The organism is Pseudomonas antarctica (assembly GCF_900624995.1).
Taxonomy (GTDB): Bacteria; Pseudomonadota; Gammaproteobacteria; order Pseudomonadales; family Pseudomonadaceae; genus Aquipseudomonas; species Aquipseudomonas antarctica.
The window spans coordinates 15048-38709 of sequence record NZ_UYXQ01000009.1 but is presented as its reverse complement, the minus strand read 5'-3'; the positions used below and the strand labels follow the sequence as shown (position 1 = coordinate 38709).

Here is a 23662-nt window from a genome sequence, read left to right as displayed (position 1 = left end):
CATCGATTGAGAGGGTATATGCGGCGCTTTGCCACGCAGCTTTCATGTAAGGCTGCACCCGGCACTTTGACAGTGTATATTCATCCAGTCTTTAGCCGTATACTCCTGCATTATTTACGCCCGCCGTGCGAGGCCATCTTGGACAAGATCCTGATTCGTGGGGCTAGAACCCACAACCTGAAGAACATCGACCTGACCCTGCCCCGGGACAAACTGATCGTCATCACCGGTTTGTCGGGGTCCGGCAAATCGTCCCTGGCCTTCGACACGTTGTATGCCGAAGGCCAGCGTCGCTATGTGGAATCGCTGTCGGCCTATGCCCGGCAATTCCTGTCGATGATGGAAAAGCCCGACGTCGACACCATTGAAGGTCTGTCGCCGGCGATCTCCATCGAGCAGAAGTCGACCTCCCATAACCCACGCTCCACCGTGGGGACCATTACCGAAATCTACGATTACCTGCGTCTGCTGTATGCACGCGTGGGTATTCCGCGCTGCCCGGACCACGATATTCCCCTGGAAGCCCAGACCGTCAGCCAGATGGTCGACCTGGTACTGGCCCAGCCGGAGGGCGCCAAGCTGATGCTGCTGGCACCCGTGATTCGCGAGCGCAAGGGTGAACATCTTTCGGTCTTCGAAGAGCTGCGTGCACAAGGTTTTGTACGCGCGCGCATCAACGGCAAGCTCTACGAGCTGGATGAAGCACCGAAGCTCGACAAGCAGAAGAAGCACTCCATTGACGTGGTGGTCGACCGCTTCAAGGTGCGCGCCGACTTGCAGCAACGCCTGGCCGAATCGTTTGAGACTGCGCTGAAGCTGGCGGACGGTATTGCACTGGTCGCACCGATGGATGACGAGCCAGGCGAAGAGATCATCTTTTCCGCGCGCTTTGCCTGCCCGATCTGCGGCCATGCCATCAGCGAACTGGAGCCCAAGCTGTTTTCCTTCAACAACCCAGCCGGCGCCTGCCCGACCTGTGATGGCCTGGGGGTTAAGCAGTTCTTTGACATCAAGCGGCTGGTCAATGGCGACCTGACACTGGCGGAAGGTGCGATACGCGGCTGGGACAGGCGTAACGTCTACTACTTCCAGATGCTGGGCTCATTGGCATCCCATTACAAATTCAGCCTGGAAGTGCCGTTCAACCAACTCCCGGCGGATCAGCAAAAGGTCATCCTGCACGGCAGCGGCTCGCAGAACGTCGATTTCAAATACCTGAACGACCGTGGCGATATCGTCAAGCGCTCGCACCCGTTCGAAGGCATCGTGCCGAACCTGGAGCGCCGCTACCGCGAGACTGAGTCGGCGAGCGTGCGCGAAGAGCTGGCCAAGTTCCTCAGCACTCAGCCATGCCCGGATTGCCGCGGCACTCGCCTACGTCGTGAGGCGCGGCATGTGTGGGTGGGCGAGAAGACGTTGCCGGCGGTGACCAACCTGCCGATCGGCGATGCCTGTGAGTATTTTGGCGGGCTCAAGCTGACCGGACGCCGTGGGGAAATTGCCGACAAGATCCTCAAGGAAATCCGTGAGCGCCTGCAGTTCCTGGTTAACGTCGGCCTGGATTACCTGTCGCTGGATCGTAGCGCGGATACCTTGTCTGGCGGTGAAGCCCAGCGGATTCGCTTGGCCAGCCAGATTGGTGCCGGCCTCGTGGGCGTGTTGTACATTCTCGATGAACCGTCGATTGGCCTGCACCAGCGCGACAATGATCGCCTTCTGGGAACGCTGAAACATTTGCGTGACATCGGCAACACGGTGATCGTGGTCGAGCACGACGAAGATGCGATTCGCTTGGCCGACTATGTGGTCGACATCGGCCCGGGCGCGGGTGTGCACGGTGGGCATATTGTTGCCGAGGGCACGCCTGCCGAAGTTATGGCTCACCCGGACTCGTTGACCGGCAAGTACCTGTCCGGCCGCGTGAAGATTGAAGTGCCAGCCAAGCGTACGCCACGCAACAAGAAGATGGCGTTGCACCTCAAGGGCGCACGCGGCAACAACTTGCGCAATGTCGACCTGGAAATCCCCCTGGGCTTGCTGACCTGTGTCACCGGTGTTTCCGGTTCGGGCAAGTCAACGTTGATCAACAACACGTTGTTCCCACTCAGTGCCACCGCCTTGAACGGCGCGACCACTCTGGAAGCGGCTGCACATGACAGCATCAAGGGCCTGGAGCATCTGGACAAAGTCGTCGACATCGACCAAAGCCCGATCGGCCGTACACCGCGCTCCAACCCTGCAACCTATACCGGCTTGTTCACGCCAATACGCGAACTCTTCGCGGGTGTGCCGGAATCCCGCTCGCGGGGTTATGGGCCTGGGCGGTTCTCGTTCAACGTCAAGGGTGGTCGCTGCGAAGCCTGTCAGGGCGATGGCCTGATCAAGGTGGAGATGCACTTTCTGCCGGATATCTACGTGCCGTGCGACGTGTGCAAGAGCAAGCGTTATAACCGCGAAACCTTGGAGATCAAGTACAAGGGCAAGAGCATCCACGAAACTCTGGAGATGACCATCGAGGAGGCCCGGGTGTTCTTCGACGCAGTTCCAGCGCTGGCGCGCAAGCTGCAGACGTTGATGGATGTGGGCCTGTCGTACATCAAGCTAGGGCAATCGGCGACAACGTTGTCCGGAGGTGAGGCGCAGCGCGTGAAGCTGTCGCGCGAGCTGTCCAAGCGCGATACCGGCAAGACCCTGTATATCCTTGATGAACCGACCACGGGCCTGCACTTTGCGGATATTCAGCAATTGCTGGACGTGCTGCACCGCTTGCGCGACCACGGCAACACGGTGGTAGTGATCGAACACAACCTGGACGTAATCAAGACCGCCGACTGGCTAGTGGACCTGGGGCCGGAAGGTGGCTCCAAAGGTGGCCAGATCATTGCAGTGGGTACGCCGGAGCAGGTTTCCGAGATGCCACAGTCGCATACTGGCTATTACTTAAAGCCGTTGTTGGCACGCGATAGAGCCTGATTTATCGGGCCCATGAAAAAGCCCCTGTCACCTCGCAGTGACAGGGGCTTTTTTATGCCAGGAATCAGAACTGCGATTGCAGGTAGTTTTCCAGACCCACCAGCTTGATCAGGCCCAACTGCTTTTCCAGCCAGTAGGTGTGATCTTCTTCGGTGTCATTCAACTGCACCCGCAAGATTTCCCGAGTGACATAGTCGTTGTGCTGCTCACACAACGCGATGCCCTTGCAGAGCGCGGCACGCACTTTGTACTCGAGGCGAAGGTCAGCTGCGAGCATGTCAGGCACCGTGGTGCCCACATCCAGGTCGTCAGGACGCATACGGGGCGTACCTTCGCGCATCAGGATACGGCGCATCAGAGCGTCGGCATGCTGCGCCTCTTCTTCCATTTCGTGGTTGATACGCTCGTAGAGCTCAGTAAAGCCCCAGTCTTCGTACATACGCGAATGGATGAAATATTGGTCACGAGCTGCCAGTTCGCCCGTCAGCAACGTGTTGAGGTAATCGATTACGTCGGGGTGACCTTGCATCGCCCTACATCTCCCTACTTTAAAGTCTGTAGTTTGAACCATGATGACTCGGAGGTCACGGGACTAACGGCAGAAAAGTGAAGATTTCCGTAGAAAAGTAGCTGAAATAACGCAAAAACCGCCCAAACGAGGGCGGTTCTGCTTCTCGTTTAGAGTCAGCTAAGCGTTACGCCCAGTGCCGTTGCGATCCCTTGCCCATAAGCCGGATCTGCCCTGAAAAAATGCTGGAGCTGAAGCTGCACCACATTGCTGGACACCCCGGCCATGGCACCGGCAATGTTATTGATCAGCAGCGTCTTCTGATCATCGGTCATCAGTCGGAACAACGCCCCCGCGTGACTGTAGTAGTCAGTGTCTTCACGCTGATCATAACGATCTGCCGCACCATGCAGTGCCAAAGGCGGTTCAGCATACTGTGGCGCCTGTTTTGGCGTATCAGCGACGCTGTTTGGCTCATAGTTAGGAGACGCACCACCGACACCAAAGGACATTGAACCGTCACGCTGGTTGTTATTCACTGGACTTAATGGCGCATTGACCGGCAACTGCTGGTGGTTAGTGCCGACACGATAGCGGTGAGCGTCCGCGTAAGCGAACACACGACCTTGAAGCATGCGATCCGGCGAAAGACCAACACCTGGAACCATGTTGCTTGGACCAAAGCACGCCTGCTCGACTTCAGCGAAGTAATTCACCGGATTACGGTTCAATTCCAGTTCGCCAACCTCGATCAACGGAAACTCCTGCTGTGACCAGGTTTTGGTCACATCGAACGGGTTTTCGTAGTGAGCAACGGCCTGAGCCTCGGTCATGATCTGGATGTTGACGCTCCACTTGGGAAAGTCTCCGCGCTCAATAGCGCTAAACAAGTCACGCTGAGCGTAATCAGGATCAGTGCCGGCAATGCGGGTTGCCTCCTCAGGCGTCAGGTTCTTAATACCTTGCTTGGTTTTGTAGTGCCACTTCACCCAGTGACGTTCACCCTTGGCGTTGATCAGGCTATAGGTATGACTGCCGAAGCCGTGCATATGGCGGTAGCCATCTGGAGTGCCACGATCCGAGAACAGAATGGTGATCTGGTGCAACGCCTCGGGAGACAGTGACCAGAAATCCCATACCATCTGTGCACTTTTCAGATTGGTTTGCGGCAAACGCTTTTGGGTGTGGATGAAATCCGGGAACTTCAACGGGTCGCGGATAAAGAACACCGGGGTGTTGTTGCCAACGATGTCCCAGTTGCCCTCTTCGGTATAGAACTTCAAAGCGAAACCCCGCGGATCGCGAGCTGTATCCGCTGAACCACGTTCGCCACCTACGGTGGAGAAACGCAAGAACGTTGGCGTCTTCTTGCCAACAGATTCAAAGAGCTTGGCGCGGGTGTATTCGGTGATATCGCGCGTGACTGTGAACGTCCCGTGGGCGCCCGACCCCTTGGCGTGCACACGGCGTTCCGGGATGTTTTCACGGTTGAAGTGCGCAAGCTTCTCGATCAGATGAAAGTCATCCAGGAGCAAGGGACCGCGCGGGCCGGCGGTCCGGGAGTTCTGGTTATCCGCAACGGGCGCACCGCTGGCGGTAGTAAGAATTTTACTCATGCTCAATCTTCCTCAGGTCAGTCTAGGAACTGCCGACTCATCGGCTTGGAGGGAGTATTGACCATCAAGATGACACCATCAAATGCATTAAATCATGGACTTTGATAGAAAATAACTAACGAACCATCCCGTCAAATAGCTATTGGTTTAATAACAGCGTCGGCAGAGACGTAAGGAATATAGACAGCTTTTCAGTCGCGCACAAAAAACCGGGCACTAGGCCCGGTTCTTCGTTGCAGACTGTCGTCTTACTCGGCGCTTACAGCTTCGCCGGCAGTAGCACGATCAACCAACTCGACGTACGCCATAGGCGCGTTGTCGCCAGCGCGGAAACCGCACTTGAGGATGCGCAGGTAGCCACCCTCACGGGTAGCGTAACGCTTGCCCAGGTCGTTGAAGAGCTTACCGACGATAGCTTTCGAACGAGTACGGTCGAAAGCCAGACGGCGGTTAGCCAGGCTGTCTGTCTTGGCCAAAGTGATCAGCGGCTCAGCAACGCGACGCAGTTCTTTAGCTTTCGGCAGTGTAGTTTTGATCAGCTCGTGCTCGAACAGCGACACCGCCATGTTTTGAAACATGGCCTTGCGGTGCGAGCTGGTACGGCTCAGGTGACGACCACTTTTACGATGACGCATGGTTCATTCCTTACCAAACTCACGTTCGGTGATTACGACGATCAGGCAGTCGCCTTGTCGTCCTTCTTAAGACTTGCAGGCGGCCAGTTGTCGAGGCGCATGCCGAGGGACAGACCGCGGGAGGCCAGAACGTCCTTGATTTCAGTCAAGGATTTCTTGCCCAGGTTCGGAGTCTTCAACAGTTCTACTTCGGTACGCTGAATCAGGTCGCCGATGTAGTAAATGTTTTCCGCCTTAAGGCAGTTAGCCGAACGTACAGTCAGTTCCAGATCGTCAACCGGGCGAAGCAGGATCGGATCGATCTCGTCTTCCTGCTCGATTACCACTGGTTCGCTGTCACCTTTGAGGTCGACGAACGCAGCCAACTGCTGTTGCAGAATGGTTGCAGCGCGGCGGATTGCCTCTTCAGGATCCAGAGTACCGTTGGTTTCCAGATCAATAACCAGCTTGTCCAGGTTAGTACGCTGCTCGACACGGGCGTTTTCCACCACGTATGCGATACGGCGAACCGGGCTGAACGAAGAGTCAAGCTGCAAGCGACCAATGCTGCGGCTTTCGTCTTCATCGCTCTGACGCGAGTCGGCCGGTTCATAACCACGACCACGAGCTACGGTGAGCTTCATGTTCAGGGCGCCGTTAGACGCCAGGTTAGCGATTACGTGATCGGGGTTAACGATCTCGACATCATGATCCAGCTGAATATCGGCAGCGGTAACCACCCCCGAACCCTTCTTCGACAAGGTCAGCGTAACTTCGTCACGGCCGTGCAGCTTGATAGCCAGACCTTTAAGGTTCAACAGGATTTCAATTACGTCTTCCTGTACACCTTCGATGGCGCTGTACTCGTGGAGCACACCGTCAATCTCGGCCTCGACTACTGCACAGCCGGGCATTGAGGACAACAGGATGCGGCGCAGCGCGTTGCCCAGGGTGTGGCCAAAACCACGCTCGAGAGGCTCGAGAGTGATCTTGGCGCGGGTTGGACTGACAACCTGCACATCAATGTGGCGGGGTGTCAGGAACTCATTTACCGAAATCTGCATGGATGCACCTATTTTCTAGCCCTTACTTGGAGTAGAGCTCGACAATCAGGCTTTCGTTGATGTCGGCGGACAGATCACTGCGAGCAGGAACGTTCTTGAAAACGCCCGACTTCTTCTCAGTGTCTACTTCTACCCATTCTACGCGGCCACGTTGGGCACACAGATCGAGAGCTTGGACAATGCGAAGTTGGTTTTTTGCTTTCTCGCGAATCGCGACTACGTCACCAGCACGAACCTGGTAAGACGGAACGTTAACGGTTTGGCCGTTTACGCTGACGGATTTGTGCGATACCAGCTGACGGGATTCGGCACGAGTCGAACCAAAGCCCATACGGTATACAACGTTGTCCAGACGGCATTCGAGCAGTTGCAGCAGGTTTTCACCGGTTGCACCTTTTTTGCCAGCAGCTTCTTTGTAGTAGCCGCTGAACTGACGCTCGAGAACGCCGTAGATACGACGGACCTTCTGCTTTTCACGCAGTTGGGTGCCGTAATCGGACTGGCGACCGCGGCGTTGGCCGTGGATACCAGGTGCTGCTTCAATGTTGCACTTCGATTCGATCGCGCGCACGCCGCTCTTCAGGAAGAGATCGGTGCCTTCGCGACGAGCGAGTTTGCATTTTGGACCAATGTAACGAGCCATTCTTTACAATCTCCTGGATTACACGCGGCGCTTCTTCGGCGGACGGCACCCGTTGTGCGGGATTGGCGTCACGTCGGTGATGCTGGCGATCTTATAGCCACAGCCGTTCAAAGCACGGACAGCAGACTCACGACCTGGACCTGGACCTTTGACGTTAACGTCGAGGTTTTTCAGGCCATATTCCAGCGCAGCTTGGCCAGCACGTTCAGCAGCTACTTGAGCAGCAAACGGGGTGGACTTGCGGGAACCGCGGAAACCCGAACCACCGGAGGTAGCCCAAGAAAGCGCGTTACCTTGACGGTCGGTGATGGTCACGATTGTGTTGTTAAAAGATGCATGGATGTGGGCGATGCCATCAACCACTGTCTTTTTAACTTTTTTACGAGGACGAGCAGCAGGTTTTGCCATGATTAATTTCCTGTCGATTCGCGTGGGCGATTACTTGCGGATCGGCTTACGCGGACCTTTACGGGTACGCGCGTTAGTCTTGGTACGCTGACCGCGTACTGGAAGACCACGACGATGACGCAGACCACGGTAGCAACCGAGGTCCATCAAACGCTTGATTTTCATGTTGATTTCGCGACGCAGGTCACCTTCAGTGGTGAACTTCGCCACTTCGCCACGCAACAGCTCAATCTGCTCGTCGCTCAGATCTTTGATCTTAGCGGCTGGGTTTACCCCAGTGTCTGCGCAAATTTTCTGCGCAGTAGTGCGACCAACACCATAGATGTAGGTCAGCGAGATAACAGTGTGCTTGTTATCTGGAATGTTAACGCCTGCAATACGGGCCATTCAGTGGGACTCCAATTGACAGCTACCTACGCCCCGGAAGCCAAGAAATAGGGCGCGAGATAATATCGCTGTAATAACAAATAATCAACCCGGCAGCGCACTAGCTGCCGGGCTTCAAGCGGATCACACTCAGCCTTGGCGCTGTTTGTGACGCGGTTCCGCGCTGCAAATTACTCGAACAACACCTTCGCGGCGAATAATCTTGCAGTTACGGCACAGCTTTTTCACCGATGCACGAACTTTCATCACCAACTCCTCGAACCTTATGGGGTACTCAGCGCAACATGCCGCTGCCGTAGCCCTTCAGGTTGGCTTTCTTCATCAGGGATTCGTACTGGTGCGAAACGAGGTGCGATTGTACTTGGGACATGAAGTCCATCACAACCACGACCACGATCAGCAACGAGGTCCCGCCAAGGTAGAACGGAACGTTTGCTGCAACCACCAAGAACTGGGGCAACAAGCACACGGCCGTCATATATAGAGCACCGAACAGGGTCAAACGAGTCAGAACGCCATCAATGTAGCGCGCGGACTGCTCACCTGGACGGATACCCGGAATAAAGGCACCGGACTTCTTCAGGTTTTCCGCTACGTCTTTCGGATTGAACATCAACGCCGTATAGAAGAAGCAGAAGAAAATAATCCCTGCACTAAACAGCAGAATATTCAACGGCTGACCAGGAGCGATCGACTGAGAGAGATCCTGCAGCCAGCCCATATTTTCAGACTGACCAAACCAGGTACCCAACGAAGCCGGAAACAGCAAAATGCTGCTCGCGAAAATTGCCGGAATAACGCCGGCCATATTCACTTTCAGCGGCAAGTGGCTAGTCTGCGCAGCAAAGACCTTACGGCCCTGCTGACGCTTGGCGTAGTGAACAGCAATACGTCGCTGGCCACGCTCAATGAACACCACAAAACCGATAATCGCTACTGCCAGCAAACCGATAGCAACCAAGGCGAAGATATTGATATCACCCTGACGCGCAGACTCGAAAGACTGCCCAATTGCTCTCGGAAGACCGGCGACGATACCTGCGAAAATCAACATCGAGATACCGTTACCAACACCGCGCTCAGTAATCTGCTCACCCAGCCACATCATGAACATCGCACCAGCCACAAAAGTGGATACCGCGACGAAATAGAAGCCAAAGTCAGCAGTGAACGCAATCCCCTGCCCCGCCAAGCCAACGGACATGCCGATAGCTTGAACCAGGGCGAGGACGACAGTGCCGTAGCGGGTGTACTGGCTAATCTTGCGACGGCCAGCCTCACCTTCCTTCTTCAACTGCTCCAACTGCGGGCTGACGGCGGTCATCAGTTGCATGATGATCGATGCCGAAATGTACGGCATGATCCCCAGTGCAAAGATGCTCATCCGTTCCAGCGCGCCGCCAGAAAACATGTTGAACAAGCTAAGAATGGTCCCCTCATTCTGTCGAAACAGGTCTGCGAGTCGGTCCGGGTTGATACCTGGAACCGGGATGTGTGCGCCTATTCGGTAGACGATAATCGCCAGGAACAGAAAACGCAGACGAGCCCAAAGTTCAGACATACCGCCTTTGCCGAGCGCTGAGAGAGCACCTTGCTTAGCCATTTATTCCTCGAACTTGCCGCCAGCTGCTTCGATAGCCGAACGCGCACCTTTGGTGGCGCCGATTCCCTTGCCGATAGTGACAGCGCGAGTCACTTCACCGGACAGCATGATTTTCACACGCTGTACGTTGACGTTGATCACGTTGGCATCTTTCAGGGTCTGCACAGTAACGATGTCGCCTTCCACTTTAGCCAGCTCGGACAGACGCACTTCTGCGCGATCCATGGCCTTCAGGGATACGAAACCGAACTTAGGCAGGCGACGATGCAGCGGCTGTTGACCGCCTTCAAAGCCTGGAGCGATGGTGCCACCGGAGCGGGAGGTTTGACCTTTGTGGCCGCGGCCACCCGTCTTACCCAAACCGCTACCGATACCACGGCCCGGACGATGCTTTTCGCGACGGGAACCCGGCGCTGGACTCAGATCATTGAGTTTCATCGATTAACCCTCTACACGCAGCATGTAGTAAGCCTTATTGATCATCCCGCGATTCTCGGGAGTATCCTGGACTTCTACAGTGTGACCGATGCGACGCAGACCCAGACCTTTAACACACAATTTGTGGTTAGGGATGCGGCCGGTCATGCTTTTGATCAGCGTTACTTTAACGGTAGCCATGATCAGAAGATCTCCTTGACAGTCAGACCACGCTTAGCAGCGATGGACTCAGGAGATTGCATAGCTTTCAAACCTTTGAAAGTGGCGTGAACCACGTTTACCGGGTTAGTCGAGCCGTAGCACTTGGCCAGAACGTTCTGAACGCCAGCAACTTCGAGGACAGCACGCATAGCGCCGCCAGCGATGATACCGGTACCTTCAGAAGCAGGCTGCATGTACACCTTCGAAGCGCCATGGGCAGACTTCATTGCGTACTGCAGAGTGGTGCCGTTCAGATCAACTTGGATCATGTTGCGACGAGCAGCTTCCATTGCCTTCTGGATCGCAGCAGGCACTTCACGTGACTTGCCACGGCCGAAGCCAACACGCCCTTTACCATCACCCACCACGGTCAACGCGGTGAACGTGAAGATACGGCCGCCTTTAACGGTTTTGGCTACGCGGTTAACTTGAACCAGCTTCTCAATGTAGCCTTCGTCGCGCTTTTGGTCGTTATTTGACATAACTTAGAACTCCAGCCCAGCTTCACGAGCAGCATCAGCCAGCGCTTTCACGCGGCCGTGATACTTGAAGCCAGAGCGGTCGAAAGCCACTTGCGAGACGCCAGCGGCCTTAGCACGCGTAGCGACCAGCTGGCCAACCTTAGTGGCCGCGTCGATGTTGCCAGTGGCACCATCACGCAGTTCTTTATCCAAAGTCGAGGCGCTTGCCAGGACTTGGTTGCCGTCGGCCGAGATGACCTGGGCGTAGATGTGCTGCGACGAGCGGTACACGCAGAGACGCACGACTTCGAGTTCGTGCATTTTCAGGCGTGCTTTGCGAGCGCGACGCAGTCGAGTAACTTTTTTGTCGGTCATTTGCTATGCCCTACTTCTTCTTGGCTTCTTTACGACGGACGACTTCGTCCGCGTAGCGCACACCTTTGCCTTTGTAAGGCTCTGGTGGACGGAAGTCGCGGATCTCAGCGGCCACCTGACCTACCAGCTGCTTATCAATACCCTTGATCAGGATATCGGTTTGGCTAGGGGTCTCAGCGGTGATGCCTTCCGGCAGTTCGTAATCCACTGGGTGCGAGAAGCCAAGGGCAAGGTTCAAAACCGTGCCTTTTGCTTGCGCTTTGTAACCAACACCGACCAGCTGGAGCTTGCGCTCGAAGCCTTGGCTTACGCCTTGGACCATGTTGTTTACCAACGCACGCGTGGTACCGGCCATTGCGCGAGTTTGTTGATCGCCATTGCGAGCAGCGAAACGCAGCTCACCAGCTTCTTCAACGATCTCAACGGACGAATGGATGTTCAGTTCAAGAGTGCCCTTGGCACCCTTCACCGAAAGCTGTTGGCCTGCGAATTTTACTTCGACACCGGCTGGCAGCTTAACGGGGTTCTTAGCGACGCGAGACATGCTTATCCCCCCTTAGAACACAGTGCAAAGAACTTCGCCGCCGACACCGGCAGCGCGCGCAGCACGATCCGTCATCACACCTTTGTTGGTGGAGACGATAGACACGCCCAGACCGCCACGAACTTTCGGCAGATCTTCAGCGGACTTGTACTGACGCAGGCCTGGACGGCTAACGCGCTTCACTTCCTCGATGACCGAACGGCCTTCGAAGTACTTCAGCTCGATGGACAGCAGTGGCTTGGTTTCGCTGCTGATCTGATAACCCGCAATGTAGCCTTCGTCTTTCAGGACTTTGGCAACAGCTACCTTCAACTTGGAAGATGGCATGCTTACGACGGACTTTTCAGCCATCTGGGCATTACGGATACGAGTTAGCATGTCCGCTAACGGGTCCTGCATACTCATGGGCTAGACGCTCCTAATACAAAAAAATTAGCCTTGCGGCTACATATGTCGCCGAGAATCTCCGAGCATAAAAAACACGGGCTCAGGCGAGCCGCGTATTTTAGACACACTGCAGAAATGAAACAAGCCCCAAAAGGGGCTTGTTCCAAATTCAAGGCCACCGGCGGTCAGTATCTTACGATTCAGACCTCCAGGACGTTGAAAGTACTTACCAGCTGGCTTTAACCAGACCTGGTACGTCACCACGCATTGCCGCTTCACGCAGTTTGTTACGGCCGAGGCCGAACTTGCGGTAAACGCCGTGTGGACGACCGGTCAGGCGGCAGCGGTTACGCATGCGCGAAGCGCTTGCGTCACGTGGCTGCTTCTGCAGTGCAACTGTAGCTTCCCAACGCGCTTCTGGACTTGCGTTCAGATCAACGATGATTGCTTTCAGTGCTGCACGCTTCTTGGCGTACTTGGCAACCGTGAGCTGACGCTTCAGCTCGCGGTTTTTCATGCTCATCTTGGCCATGGTCCTACTCCAATCAGTTGCGGAACGGGAATTTGAAAGCACGCAACAGCGCGCGACCTTCATCATCGTTCTTGGCAGTGGTGGTCAGGGTGATGTCCAGACCGCGGAGAGCATCGATCTTGTCGTAGTCGATTTCCGGGAAGATGATCTGCTCTTTCACGCCCATGCTGTAGTTACCACGACCATCGAAGGACTTGGCATTCAGGCCGCGGAAGTCGCGAACCCGAGGCAGGGAGATCGACAACAGACGATCCAGGAATTCGTACATACGCTCACGGCGCAGAGTCACTTTGACGCCGATCGGCCAACCTTCGCGGACTTTAAAGCCAGCGATGGATTTCCGAGCATAAGTCACAACGACTTTTTGACCGGTGATCTTTTCCAGGTCAGCAACAGCGTGCTCGATGACTTTTTTGTCACCGACCGCTTCGCCCAGACCCATGTTCAGGGTGATTTTGGTAACGCGTGGAACTTCCATCACGTTCGAGAGCTTAAGTTCTTCCTTAAGCTTCGGTGCGATTTCTTTCCAGTAAATCTCTTTTAGTCGTGCCATGGTCTTCTACCTAGCAGTGTTCAAGCATCAACCGCTTTTTGGGTCGACTTGAAGACACGAATTTTCTTGCCATCTTCTACTTTGAAACCAACGCGGTCAGCCTTGTTGGTTTCGCCGTTGAAAATGGCGACGTTAGAAGCGTCCAGCGGAGCTTCTTTTTCGACGATACCGCCTTGTACGCCCGACATAGGGTTAGGCTTGGTATGGCGCTTAACCAGGTTCAGACCACCAATAACCAGACGGTTATTAGCGAGAACCTTAAGCACCTTACCGCGCTTACCTTTGTCTTTGCCGGCGATCACGATGATCTCGTCGTCACGACGAATCTTTTGCATGTCGGATCTCCTTACAGCACTTCTGGGGCGAGCGAGACGATCTTCATGAACTTCTCAGTACGAAGCTCACGGGTCACTGGCCCAAAGATACGGGTGCCGATCGGCTCTTGCTTGTTGTTCAAAAGAACAGCAGCGTTGCCATCAAAGCGGATAATGGAGCCATCTGCACGGCGAACGCCGTGACGAGTGCGGACTACAACAGCAGTCATCACTTGGCCTTTTTTCACTTTACCGCGAGGAATTGCTTCCTTCACGGTAACTTTGATGATGTCACCGATACCAGCGTAACGACGATGGGAGCCACCCAGCACCTTGATGCACATAACACGGCGAGCGCCGCTGTTATCGGCCACATCGAGCATGGATTGAGTCTGAATCATATAATTTCTCCGACCCCTAGTCCTTAGACTTCCACAGCGCGTTCGAGAACATCAACCAGCGCCCAAGACTTGGTCTTGGCCAGCGGACGAGTTTCACGAATAGTGACTTTGTCGCCGATGTGGCACTGGTTGGTTTCGTCGTGCGCGTGCAGCTTAGTCGAACGCTTAACATATTTACCGTAGATCGGGTGCTTAACGCGACGCTCGATCAAAACGGTGATGGTTTTGTCCATCTTGTCGCTGACAACACGGCCAGTCAGCGTACGGACAGTCTTTTCGGCTTCAGCCATGATCACTTACCTGCCTGCTGGTTGAGCACAGTCTTCACGCGAGCGATGTCACGCTTAACTTGCGAGAGCAGATGAGACTGCCCCAACTGGCCAGTTGCTTTCTGCATACGCAGATTGAACTGGTCGCGCAGCAGGCCGAGCAGTTGCTCGTTCAGCTGCTGTGCGGATTTTTCACGAAGTTCATTCGCTTTCATCACATCACCGTCCGTTTAACAAAGGCGGTGGCGAGCGGCAGCTTTGCAGCAGCCAGGGCAAAAGCCTCACGCGCCAGCTCTTCAGTTACACCCTCGATTTCATACAGGACTTTGCCTGGCTGAATCTGGGCTACCCAGTATTCCACGTTACCCTTACCTTTACCCATACGAACCTCGAGAGGCTTTTTGGAGATCGGCTTGTCCGGGAATACACGGATCCAGATCTTGCCGCCACGTTTAACGTGACGGGTCAGTGCACGACGCGCTGACTCAATCTGACGAGCGGTGAGACGACCACGAGCTACAGACTTCAGCGCGAACTCGCCGAAGCTGACTTTGCTACCGCGCTGAGCCAGACCACGGTTGTGGCCTGTCATCTGCTTGCGGAACTTCGTACGCTTTGGTTGCAACATTTGGCGTACCCCTTACTTAGCAGCTTTTTTACGAGGCGCTGGTGCTTGTGGTTTCAGTTCTTCTTGGCGACCACCAATTACTTCGCCTTTGAAGATCCAAACCTTTACACCGATCACACCGTAAGTGGTGTGAGCTTCGTAGTTGGCATAGTCGATGTCGGCACGCAGGGTGTGCAATGGCACACGACCTTCGCGATACCATTCAGTACGTGCGATTTCAGCACCGCCGAGACGACCGCTCACTTGGATTTTGATGCCTTTGGCACCAATGCGCATGGCGTTCTGTACGGCGCGCTTCATAGCGCGACGGAACATGACGCGACGCTCCAGCTGCTGAGCTACGCTCTGCGCAACCAGCATACCGTCGAGCTCCGGCTTACGGATCTCTTCGATATTGATGTGCACAGGCACACCCATTTGCTTGGTCAGGTCCTGACGCAGTTTCTCAACATCTTCACCTTTCTTCCCGATAACGATACCTGGACGAGCGGTGTGGATGGTGATACGTGCAGTTTGCGCCGGACGATGGATATCGATACGGCTTACGGACGCGCTTTTTAGTTTGTCTTGGAGATACTCACGCACCTTCAGATCAGCGAACAAATAGTCCGCATAAGTCCGACCGTCTGCGTACCAGACGGAGGTGTGCTCCTTGACGATTCCCAGGCGAATGCCAATGGGATGTACTTTCTGACCCATCTCTTCGACTCCGTTACTTGTCAGCAACCTTGACAGTGATATGGCAAGACCGCTTGACGATGCGATCAGCACGGCCTTTGGCACGTGGCATGATGCGCTTCAGCGAACGCCCTTCGTTGACGAAAACGGTGCTGACTTTAAGGTCATCAACGTCTGCGCCTTCGTTATGCTCGGCGTTGGCTACGGCCGACTCCAGCACTTTCTTCATGATCTCGGCGGCTTTCTTACTGCTGAAAGCCAACAGGTTGAGCGCTTCGCCCACCTTCTTCCCGCGGATCTGGTCGGCGACCAAGCGGGCTTTCTGGGCGGAGATTCGAGCGCCCGACAACTTAGCGGCTACTTCCATTTCCTAACCCCTTAACGCTTGGCTTTCTTGTCTGCCACGTGCCCACGATAAGTGCGGGTACCGGCAAACTCGCCTAGTTTGTGGCCGACCATGTCTTCGTTCACGAGAACTGGGACGTGCAAGCGACCGTTGTGTACAGCGATGGTCAGACCGACCATTTGTGGCAGGATCATCGAACGACGCGACCAGGTTTTCACCGGCTTGCGATCGTTCTTTTCCGCCGCCACTTCGATCTTCTTCAGTAGGTGAAGATCAATAAAAGGACCTTTTTTCAGAGAACGTGGCACTGTCGTATCCCTCTATTTACTTGCGACGACGGACGATCATTTTGTCGGTACGCTTATTACCACGAGTCTTCGCGCCCTTAGTCGGGAAGCCCCATGGCGATACCGGATGACGACCACCAGAGGTACGACCTTCACCACCACCGTGTGGGTGGTCAACCGGGTTCATGGCAACACCACGAACGGTTGGGCGAACGCCACGCCAGCGTTTGGCACCAGCTTTACCCAGCGAACGCAGGCTGTGCTCGGAGTTCGAGACTTCACCCAGGGTCGCGCGGCATTCAGCCAGCACTTTACGCATCTCACCAGAACGCAGACGCAGGGTCACGTAGACACCTTCACGAGCGATCAGCTGAGCCGAAGCACCAGCGGAACGAGCGATTTGCGCGCCTTTACCTGGCTTCAATTCGATGCCGTGTACGGTGCTACCAACTGGAATGTTACGCAGTTGCAGAGCGTTGCCCGGCTTGATCGGCGCCAGAGCACCTGCGATCAGCTGGTCGCCAGCACTCACGCCTTTAGGGGCAATGATGTAGCGACGCTCGCCATCTGCGTACAGCAGCAGGGCGATGTGAGCAGTACGGTTTGGATCGTATTCAATACGCTCGACAGTGGCAGAGATGCCATCTTTGTCGTTGCGACGGAAGTCGACCAGACGATAATGCTGCTTATGGCCACCACCGATGTGACGAGTGGTAATACGACCATTGTTGTTACGACCACCAGTCTTCGATTTTTTCTCGAGCAGCGGTGCGTGAGGAGCGCCTTTATGCAGCTCCTGGTTGACCACCTTGACCACAAAACGGCGGCCAGGGGAAGTCGGTTTGCATTTAACGATTGCCATGATGCACCCCTTCCTTACTCAGCACTGCTGCTGAAATCGAGATCTTGGCCTGGCTGAAGGGAGATAACTGCCTTCTTCCAGTCATTACGCTTGCCCAGACCGCGAGCAGTGCGCTTGCTCTTACCCAGAACATTCAGGGTAGTAACACGCTCTACTTTCACGCTGAACAGGCTTTCGACGGCCTTCTTGATTTCCAGCTTGGTTGCGTCAGTTGCAACCTTGAAAACGAACTGGCCTTTCTTGTCAGCCAGAACCGTAGCCTTTTCGGAAACGTGCGGGCCAAGCAGAACTTTAAATACGCGTTCCTGGTTCATCCCAGCAGCTCCTCGAATTTCTTCACGGCCGACACGGTGATCAACACCTTGTCGTATGCGATCAGACTAACTGGATCGGAACCTTGCACGTCACGTACATCAACGTGTGGCAGGTTGCGAGCAGCCAGGTACAGGTTCTGATCAACAGCTTCAGACACGATCAAAACATCGGTCAGGCTCATGTTGTTCAGTTTGCCCAGCAGATCTTTGGTTTTTGGACTTTCAACAGCGAAGTCCTGAACCACGACCAGACGATCAGTACGCACGAGTTCAGCAAGGATGGAGCGCAGAGCTGCGCGATACATCTTCTTGTTGAGCTTCTGAGTGTGATCCTGTGGACGAGCTGCGAACGTGGTACCGCCGCCGCGCCAGATTGGGCTACGGATAGTACCGGCACGAGCACGGCCAGTGCCTTTCTGACGCCATGGGCGCTTACCGCCACCACGAACGTCGGAACGGGTCTTTTGCTGCTTGCTACCTTGACGGCCGCCGGCCATGTAGGCCACGACTGCTTGGTGAACCAGCGTCTCGTTGAATTCGCCGCCAAATGTCAGTTCGGAAACTTCGATCGCTTGAGCGTCATTTACATTTAATTGCATGTCAGCTTCCCCTTAACCGCGAGCCTTGGCCGCTGGACGTACAACCAGGTTGCCGCCAGTAGCGCCAGGAACAGCACCCTTGACCAACAACAGATTGCGTTCAGCGTCGACGCGCACTACTTCGAGGGACTGCACGGTCACGCGCTCAGCGCCCATATGACCGGACATTTTTTTGCCCTTGAATACACGACCAGGAGTCTGGCACTGGCCAATAGAGCCCGGGACGCGGTGGGAGACGGAGTTACCGTGAGTGTTGTCTTGGCCACGGAAATTCCAACGCTTGATCGTACCCTGGAAGCCTTTACCTTTGGACTGACCGGTTACATCAACCAGTTGACCAGCGGCGAAGATTTCAGCGTTGATCAGATCGCCAGCCTGGTAGTCACCCTCTTCAAGACGGAACTCCATAACAGTGCGACCAGCTGCAACGTTTGCTTTAGCGAAGTGACCTGCTTGAGCAGCAGTCACGCGCGAAGCACGACGCTCGCCGACAGTGACTTGCACTGCACGATAGCCATCGGTTTCTTCAGTTTTGAACTGGGTGACGCGATTCGGTTCGATCTCAATGACCGTGACCGGAATGGAGACACCTTCTTCGGTGAAAATACGGGTCATACCGCATTTACGACCGACTACACCAATAGTCATGTTGTAAACCTCATGAGTGTACGGGGCTTTCACCCGCTATGGCCGCCCATTTCAGAGCGTTACACGACTAAGACCCAAGTCTTAGCCGAGGCTGATCTGTACTTCCACACCGGCCGCCAGATCAAGCTTCATAAGTGCATCAACGGTTTTATCCGTTGGCTGGACGATGTCCAGTACGCGCTTATGAGTACGGATCTCGTACTGGTCACGCGCGTCTTTGTTGACGTGCGGGGAGACCAGAACGGTGAACCGCTCTTTACGGGTAGGCAGTGGAATTGGACCACGCACTTGAGCACCAGTACGTTTCGCGGTTTCCACGATTTCCTGGGTGGATTGGTCGATCAGGCGATGGTCAAAAGCCTTCAACCTGATACGGATTTGCTGATTTTGCATTGGATTTCAGACTCCGGCTGCTATTCCCAGCGAGCGCAATACGCCCGTTAAAAGGAGGCGCAATTCTATAGACGGCCCTGATGGGTGTCAACCCAATAAAAAAGGCCCCCGCTAAGCGGGGGCCTCCTCAAAACATCGGAGCTATCTCAGAAGAGATAATTACTCGATGATTTTAGCTACAACGCCAGCACCAACGGTACGGCCGCCTTCGCGGATTGCGAAGCGCAGACCGTCTTCCATAGCGATGGTTTTGATCAGGGTGACAACCATTTTGATGTTGTCGCCTGGCATTACCATTTCTACACCTTCCGGCAGTTCGCAGTTACCAGTAACGTCGGTAGTGCGGAAGTAGAACTGTGGACGATAGCCTTTGAAGAACGGAGTGTGACGACCGCCTTCTTCTTTGCTCAGCACGTACACTTCAGCTTCGAACTTGGTGTGCGGCTTAACCGAACCTGGCTTAACCAGAACCTGGCCACGCTCAACGTCGTCACGCTTGGTACCACGCAGCAGAACGCCGCAGTTCTCGCCAGCACGACCTTCGTCGAGCAGTTTACGGAACATTTCAACACCGGTGCAGGTGGTGACGGTAGTGTCACGCAGACCAACGATTTCCAGTGGATCTTGAACCTTAACGATACCGCGCTCGATACGACCAGTCACAACAGTACCGCGACCGGAGATCGAGAATACGTCTTCGATTGGCATCAGGAACGGCTTGTCGATAACACGAACTGGATCTGGGATGTAGCTGTCCAGAGTTTCAACCAGTTTACGAACGGACGTGGTGCCCATTTCGTTGTCGTCTTTGCCTTCCAGAGCCATACGAGCAGAACCGATGATGATCGGAGTGTCGTCGCCTGGGAAGTCGTAAGTGCTCAGCAGATCGCGCACTTCCATCTCAACCAGTTCCAGCAGCTCAGCGTCGTCTACCAGGTCAGCCTTGTTCAGGTAAACCACGATGTACGGAACGCCAACCTGACGGGACAGCAGGATGTGCTCACGAGTTTGTGGCATCGGACCATCAGCGGCCGAACAAACCAGGATCGCGCCGTCCATCTGGGCAGCACCGGTGATCATGTTCTTCACATAGTCAGCGTGACCTGGGCAGTCAACGTGAGCGTAGTGACGGATCAGCGAGTTGTATTCAACGTGCGCGGTGTTGATGGTGATACCACGAGCTTTTTCTTCTGGTGCGCTGTCGATTTTATCGAAATCAACGATTGCGGAACCGAATACTTCGGAGCAAACGCGAGTCAGAGCAGCAGTCAGAGTGGTTTTACCGTGGTCAACGTGACCGATGGTGCCAACGTTGACGTGCGGTAGGGAACGATCAAATTTTTCTTTAGCCACGACAATTAACTCCTTGCCTAAAGGACTGAATCAGCCTTGTTTTTTGGATACAGTTTCAGCGATGTGCGCCGGAGCTGTGTTGTATTTTTTGAATTCCATAGAGTAGCTTGCGCGACCCTGAGACATGGAGCGAACGTCGGTCGCATAACCGAACATCTCACCCAACGGAACCTCGGCGCGAATCACTTTGCCGGAAACCGTGTCTTCCATGCCCAAGATCATGCCGCGACGACGGTTAAGGTCGCCCATGACATCACCCATATAGTCTTCAGGTGTAACAACTTCTACCGCCATGATTGGCTCAAGCAACTCACCACCGCCCTTCTGGGCCAGTTGCTTGGTTGCCATGGAAGCAGCCACCTTGAACGCCATCTCGTTGGAGTCGACGTCGTGGTAAGAACCGTCAAAAACGGTTGCTTTCAGGCCGATCAGCGGATAGCCGGCAACAACACCGTTCTTCATCTGCTCTTCGATACCCTTCTGGATAGCAGGGATGTATTCCTTAGGAACCACACCACCTACTACTTCGTTCACGAATTGCAAACCTTCCTGACCTTCGTCAGCAGGAGCAAAACGGATCCAGCAGTGACCGAACTGACCACGACCGCCGGACTGACGAACGAACTTGCCTTCGATTTCACAGTTCTTCGTGATGCGCTCACGATAGGAAACCTGAGGCTTACCGATGTTGGCTTCGACGTTGAACTCACGGCGCATCCGGTCAACCAGGATGTCCAAGTGCAGCTCGCCCATGCCGGAGATGATCGTTTGACCCGTCTCTTCATCAGTTTTGACGCGGAAAGATGGATCTTCCTGAGCAAGCTTGCCCAGAGCGATACCCATTTTTTCCTGGTCATCCTTGGTTTTAGGCTCTACGGCAACCGAAATAACCGGCTCCGGGAAGTCCATACGAACCAGGATGATTGGCTTATCAGCGTTGCACAAAGTCTCACCAGTGGTGACGTCCTTCATGCCGATCAAGGCCGCGATGTCACCAGCGCGTACTTCCTTGATCTCTTCACGGGCGTTTGCGTGCATTTGCACCATACGACCCACGCGCTCTTTCTTGCCCTTAACCGAGTTGATCACGCCGTCGCCGGAGTTCAACACGCCCGAGTAAACGCGGACGAAGGTCAAGGTACCCACGAATGGGTCAGTGGCAATTTTAAATGCCAGAGCAGAGAACGGCTCTGCATCGTCTGCATGACGCTCCAGCTCGATAGTCTCGTCATCCGGGTCAGTACCCTTGATGGCAGGAATATCAACTGGCGCAGGCAGGTAGTCGATCACAGCATCGAGAACCAGGGGAACACCCTTGTTCTTGAACGAGGAACCGCAAACAGCCAAGACGATCTCACCAGCGATAGTACGCTGGCGCAGAGCAGCCTTGATTTCCACGTTGGTGAGTTCTTCACCTTCGAGGTACTTGTTCATCAGCTCTTCGTTGGCTTCGGCCGCAGCTTCAACCATGTTGTTGCGCCATTCATCAGCCAGTTCCTGCAGTTCAGCAGGGATAGGCTTACGAACAGGAACCATACCCTTGTCAGCATCGTTCCAGTAAACAGCTTCCATGGTCAGCAGATCGATCTGGCCTTGGAAATTGTCTTCGGAACCGATAGCCAACTGGATTGGCACCGGGGTGTGACCCAGGCGCTGCTTGATCTGACCGATCACGCGCAGGAAGTTAGCACCAGCACGGTCCATCTTGTTTACGTAAACAAGACGTGGAACGCCGTATTTGTTGGCTTGACGCCATACGGTTTCCGACTGAGGCTCAACACCCGAGGTACCACAGAACACAACGACAGCGCCGTCGAGTACGCGCAGGGAACGCTCAACTTCAATGGTGAAGTCTACGTGGCCCGGGGTATCGATTACGTTGAAGCGGTGCTCATCTTTGTACTGCTTCTCGGAACCTTTCCAGAAGGCGGTAATAGCAGCAGAAGTAATGGTAATACCACGCTCCTGCTCCTGAACCATCCAGTCTGTGGTCGCGGCGCCGTCATGCACCTCGCCCATCTTGTGACTTTTGCCGGTGTAAAACAGTACGCGCTCGGTGGTGGTGGTTTTACCAGCATCCACGTGAGCAACGATACCGATGTTACGGTAGCGGCTAATCGGAGTAGTACGAGCCATAAAGCCCTCGCAAAATTAGTGAAGCTAAGATTAGAAGCGGTAGTGCGAGAAAGCTTTGTTAGCTTCAGCCATACGGTGCACGTCTTCACGCTTCTTAACAGCAGCACCTTTACCTTCAGCAGCGTCCAACAGTTCGCCAGCCAAACGCAGAGCCATAGACTTCTCGCCACGCTTACGGGCGAAGTCTACCAACCAGCGCATTGCCAGGGCGTTACGACGGGACGGACGAACTTCAACCGGAACCTGGTAAGTAGCACCGCCTACACGGCGCGACTTCACTTCGACCAGCGGAGCGATGGCGTCGAGAGCTTTCTCGAAGATTTCCAGGGGGTCGCTGTTCTTGCGTTCTTTAACCTTTTCCAGCGCGCCATAAACGATACGCTCGGCAACGGCTTTCTTGCCGCTTTCCATCACGTGGTTCATGAACTTGGCCAGAATTTGGCTTCCGTATTTTGGATCGTCAAGCACTTCGCGCTTGGCTGCTACGCGTCTTCTTGGCATGGATAAGCCCTCAAACGGTCTTCAGGTTCGCTCGGAATCGGTGCCCTTGCGGGACGCCTCCGACCTTACTCTTATCGACTCAGAAAATAAGATGATTCAGTTTTACAAAAAGCCGCTACTACTTAGGCTTCTTGGTACCGTACTTCGAACGACCCTGATTACGACCTTTAACGCCGGAAGTATCCAAGGAGCCGCGTACGGTGTGGTAACGAACACCTGGCAAGTCTTTTACACGACCGCCGCGGATCAGTACCACGCTGTGCTCTTGCAGGTTGTGGCCTTCACCGCCGATGTACGAGGAAACCTCGAAACCGTTGGTCAGACGCACACGGCATACTTTACGCAGTGCCGAGTTAGGTTTTTTCGGCGTAGTGGTATACACGCGAGTGCATACGCCACGACGTTGCGGGCAGTTCTGCAGCGCAGGCACGTCGGATTTCTCGACGATACGCTTACGCGGCTGACGTACCAGCTGGTTGATAGTTGCCATCTACTAGCTCCACTGTTGTCTTGCGACGCTATTGTCTTGCAAGAAAAGCAAAATGGCAGGAACGAATTCCCGCCAAATTTAGGGGTACAAGAGTCTAAAGAGGATCTTGCCCCCAGTCAAGGCAAGGCCCCGACCT

General features: G+C 54.7%; 35 protein-coding genes. 1 reads left to right on the top strand and 34 read right to left on the bottom strand.

The window, feature by feature from the left end; translation table 11 throughout:
* Positions 1 to 138: 138 nt before the first annotated feature.
* Positions 139 to 2973, top strand: coding sequence for an excinuclease ABC subunit UvrA (gene uvrA / locus E0F99_RS09015; protein ID WP_083360358.1), 2835 nt, complete (start codon positions 139 to 141; stop codon positions 2971 to 2973).
* 64 nt (positions 2974 to 3037) lie between these two features.
* Here the strand turns inward: uvrA and bfr are convergent, their stop codons facing one another.
* From bfr to rpsL, 34 genes are all read right to left on the bottom strand, one after another.
* Complete coding sequence (gene bfr, locus E0F99_RS09010) at positions 3038 to 3502, bottom strand: bacterioferritin (protein ID WP_130908744.1); 465 nt, start codon at positions 3500 to 3502, stop codon at positions 3038 to 3040.
* Between the two features lie 155 nt (positions 3503 to 3657).
* Positions 3658 to 5103: a catalase gene (locus E0F99_RS09005; RefSeq protein WP_083356526.1), complete on the bottom strand. Its 1446-nt coding sequence runs from the start codon at positions 5101 to 5103 to the stop codon at positions 3658 to 3660.
* A 242-nt stretch (positions 5104 to 5345) separates the two neighbouring features.
* Positions 5346 to 5732: a 50S ribosomal protein L17 gene (gene rplQ, locus E0F99_RS09000; RefSeq protein WP_003176402.1), complete on the bottom strand. Its 387-nt coding sequence runs from the start codon at positions 5730 to 5732 to the stop codon at positions 5346 to 5348.
* A 41-nt stretch (positions 5733 to 5773) separates the two neighbouring features.
* Positions 5774 to 6775, bottom strand: coding sequence for a DNA-directed RNA polymerase subunit alpha (locus E0F99_RS08995; protein WP_003176403.1), 1002 nt, complete (start codon positions 6773 to 6775; stop codon positions 5774 to 5776).
* 22 nt (positions 6776 to 6797) lie between these two features.
* Complete coding sequence (gene rpsD, locus E0F99_RS08990; protein ID WP_003210056.1) at positions 6798 to 7418, bottom strand: 30S ribosomal protein S4; 621 nt, start codon at positions 7416 to 7418, stop codon at positions 6798 to 6800.
* 18 nt (positions 7419 to 7436) lie between these two features.
* A complete protein-coding gene (rpsK, locus tag E0F99_RS08985; protein ID WP_002555466.1) occupies positions 7437 to 7826 on the bottom strand; it encodes a 30S ribosomal protein S11 in 390 nt (129 codons plus the stop codon).
* 30 nt (positions 7827 to 7856) lie between these two features.
* A complete protein-coding gene (gene rpsM / locus E0F99_RS08980; protein WP_003210063.1) occupies positions 7857 to 8213 on the bottom strand; it encodes a 30S ribosomal protein S13 in 357 nt (118 codons plus the stop codon).
* 129 nt (positions 8214 to 8342) lie between these two features.
* Positions 8343 to 8459 (bottom strand): 50S ribosomal protein L36, encoded by a 117-nt coding sequence (rpmJ, locus tag E0F99_RS08975; protein ID WP_002555468.1) that lies wholly within the window; start codon positions 8457 to 8459, stop codon positions 8343 to 8345.
* Positions 8460 to 8487: 28 nt separating this feature from the next.
* Positions 8488 to 9816: a preprotein translocase subunit SecY gene (gene secY, locus E0F99_RS08970; RefSeq protein WP_083356525.1), complete on the bottom strand. Its 1329-nt coding sequence runs from the start codon at positions 9814 to 9816 to the stop codon at positions 8488 to 8490.
* The gene (gene rplO / locus E0F99_RS08965) at positions 9817 to 10254 is read right to left on the bottom strand and encodes a 50S ribosomal protein L15 (protein WP_003176407.1); all 438 of its coding nucleotides are present in this window, start codon (positions 10252 to 10254) and stop codon (positions 9817 to 9819) included.
* 3 nt (positions 10255 to 10257) lie between these two features.
* The gene (rpmD, locus tag E0F99_RS08960) at positions 10258 to 10434 is read right to left on the bottom strand and encodes a 50S ribosomal protein L30 (protein WP_003176408.1); all 177 of its coding nucleotides are present in this window, start codon (positions 10432 to 10434) and stop codon (positions 10258 to 10260) included.
* Positions 10435 to 10436: 2 nt separating this feature from the next.
* The gene (rpsE, locus tag E0F99_RS08955; RefSeq protein ID WP_003176409.1) at positions 10437 to 10937 is read right to left on the bottom strand and encodes a 30S ribosomal protein S5; all 501 of its coding nucleotides are present in this window, start codon (positions 10935 to 10937) and stop codon (positions 10437 to 10439) included.
* A gap of 3 nt (positions 10938 to 10940) precedes the next feature.
* Positions 10941 to 11291 carry a 50S ribosomal protein L18 gene (gene rplR, locus E0F99_RS08950; protein ID WP_003176410.1) on the bottom strand — a complete coding sequence of 117 codons (351 nt, stop codon included), beginning with the start codon at positions 11289 to 11291 and terminating at the stop codon, positions 10941 to 10943.
* Between the two features lie 10 nt (positions 11292 to 11301).
* Positions 11302 to 11835, bottom strand: coding sequence for a 50S ribosomal protein L6 (gene rplF / locus E0F99_RS08945; protein ID WP_003176412.1), 534 nt, complete (start codon positions 11833 to 11835; stop codon positions 11302 to 11304).
* Between the two features lie 12 nt (positions 11836 to 11847).
* A complete protein-coding gene (rpsH, locus tag E0F99_RS08940) occupies positions 11848 to 12240 on the bottom strand; it encodes a 30S ribosomal protein S8 (RefSeq protein ID WP_010566853.1) in 393 nt (130 codons plus the stop codon).
* A gap of 208 nt (positions 12241 to 12448) precedes the next feature.
* The gene (rpsN, locus tag E0F99_RS08935) at positions 12449 to 12754 is read right to left on the bottom strand and encodes a 30S ribosomal protein S14 (protein WP_003176414.1); all 306 of its coding nucleotides are present in this window, start codon (positions 12752 to 12754) and stop codon (positions 12449 to 12451) included.
* A 13-nt stretch (positions 12755 to 12767) separates the two neighbouring features.
* The gene (gene rplE, locus E0F99_RS08930; RefSeq protein WP_003176415.1) at positions 12768 to 13307 is read right to left on the bottom strand and encodes a 50S ribosomal protein L5; all 540 of its coding nucleotides are present in this window, start codon (positions 13305 to 13307) and stop codon (positions 12768 to 12770) included.
* Between the two features lie 20 nt (positions 13308 to 13327).
* Positions 13328 to 13642: a 50S ribosomal protein L24 gene (rplX, locus tag E0F99_RS08925; RefSeq protein ID WP_003176416.1), complete on the bottom strand. Its 315-nt coding sequence runs from the start codon at positions 13640 to 13642 to the stop codon at positions 13328 to 13330.
* 11 nt (positions 13643 to 13653) lie between these two features.
* Positions 13654 to 14022, bottom strand: coding sequence for a 50S ribosomal protein L14 (gene rplN / locus E0F99_RS08920; RefSeq protein WP_002555479.1), 369 nt, complete (start codon positions 14020 to 14022; stop codon positions 13654 to 13656).
* A 23-nt stretch (positions 14023 to 14045) separates the two neighbouring features.
* Positions 14046 to 14312: a 30S ribosomal protein S17 gene (rpsQ, locus tag E0F99_RS08915; RefSeq protein ID WP_003176419.1), complete on the bottom strand. Its 267-nt coding sequence runs from the start codon at positions 14310 to 14312 to the stop codon at positions 14046 to 14048.
* Between the two features lie 2 nt (positions 14313 to 14314).
* Positions 14315 to 14506, bottom strand: a complete 192-nt coding sequence (gene rpmC, locus E0F99_RS08910) for a 50S ribosomal protein L29 (RefSeq protein WP_002555481.1) — start codon at positions 14504 to 14506, stop codon at positions 14315 to 14317.
* A complete protein-coding gene (gene rplP, locus E0F99_RS08905) occupies positions 14506 to 14919 on the bottom strand; it encodes a 50S ribosomal protein L16 (protein ID WP_003232424.1) in 414 nt (137 codons plus the stop codon). Before rplP ends, rpmC begins: the two co-directional genes overlap by 1 nt.
* 12 nt (positions 14920 to 14931) lie before the next feature.
* Entirely contained in the window at positions 14932 to 15618 is a 687-nt protein-coding gene (rpsC, locus tag E0F99_RS08900) for a 30S ribosomal protein S3 (protein ID WP_003176422.1), read from the bottom strand.
* 13 nt (positions 15619 to 15631) lie between these two features.
* On the bottom strand, positions 15632 to 15964 hold the full coding sequence (gene rplV / locus E0F99_RS08895; RefSeq protein WP_003103908.1) for a 50S ribosomal protein L22: 333 nt from the start codon (positions 15962 to 15964) through the stop codon (positions 15632 to 15634).
* Positions 15965 to 15975: 11 nt separating this feature from the next.
* Positions 15976 to 16251 (bottom strand): 30S ribosomal protein S19, encoded by a 276-nt coding sequence (gene rpsS / locus E0F99_RS08890; protein WP_003232420.1) that lies wholly within the window; start codon positions 16249 to 16251, stop codon positions 15976 to 15978.
* A gap of 16 nt (positions 16252 to 16267) precedes the next feature.
* Entirely contained in the window at positions 16268 to 17092 is an 825-nt protein-coding gene (gene rplB, locus E0F99_RS08885) for a 50S ribosomal protein L2 (RefSeq protein WP_003176423.1), read from the bottom strand.
* A 14-nt stretch (positions 17093 to 17106) separates the two neighbouring features.
* The gene (rplW, locus tag E0F99_RS08880) at positions 17107 to 17406 is read right to left on the bottom strand and encodes a 50S ribosomal protein L23 (protein WP_002555488.1); all 300 of its coding nucleotides are present in this window, start codon (positions 17404 to 17406) and stop codon (positions 17107 to 17109) included.
* Entirely contained in the window at positions 17403 to 18005 is a 603-nt protein-coding gene (gene rplD / locus E0F99_RS08875) for a 50S ribosomal protein L4 (RefSeq protein WP_017135963.1), read from the bottom strand. The genes rplW and rplD overlap by 4 nt, the downstream gene beginning before the upstream one ends.
* A 12-nt stretch (positions 18006 to 18017) precedes the next feature.
* A complete protein-coding gene (rplC, locus tag E0F99_RS08870) occupies positions 18018 to 18653 on the bottom strand; it encodes a 50S ribosomal protein L3 (protein ID WP_007253310.1) in 636 nt (211 codons plus the stop codon).
* A gap of 81 nt (positions 18654 to 18734) precedes the next feature.
* Positions 18735 to 19046 (bottom strand): 30S ribosomal protein S10, encoded by a 312-nt coding sequence (gene rpsJ / locus E0F99_RS08865; protein WP_003186070.1) that lies wholly within the window; start codon positions 19044 to 19046, stop codon positions 18735 to 18737.
* Between the two features lie 159 nt (positions 19047 to 19205).
* On the bottom strand, positions 19206 to 20399 hold the full coding sequence (tuf, locus tag E0F99_RS08860; protein WP_003176426.1) for an elongation factor Tu: 1194 nt from the start codon (positions 20397 to 20399) through the stop codon (positions 19206 to 19208).
* A 30-nt stretch (positions 20400 to 20429) separates the two neighbouring features.
* On the bottom strand, positions 20430 to 22535 hold the full coding sequence (gene fusA, locus E0F99_RS08855; protein WP_015886136.1) for an elongation factor G: 2106 nt from the start codon (positions 22533 to 22535) through the stop codon (positions 20430 to 20432).
* Positions 22536 to 22565: 30 nt separating this feature from the next.
* On the bottom strand, positions 22566 to 23036 hold the full coding sequence (gene rpsG, locus E0F99_RS08850; RefSeq protein ID WP_002555493.1) for a 30S ribosomal protein S7: 471 nt from the start codon (positions 23034 to 23036) through the stop codon (positions 22566 to 22568).
* 118 nt (positions 23037 to 23154) lie between these two features.
* Positions 23155 to 23526: a 30S ribosomal protein S12 gene (gene rpsL / locus E0F99_RS08845; protein ID WP_002555494.1), complete on the bottom strand. Its 372-nt coding sequence runs from the start codon at positions 23524 to 23526 to the stop codon at positions 23155 to 23157.
* Positions 23527 to 23662: the final 136 nt, after the last annotated feature.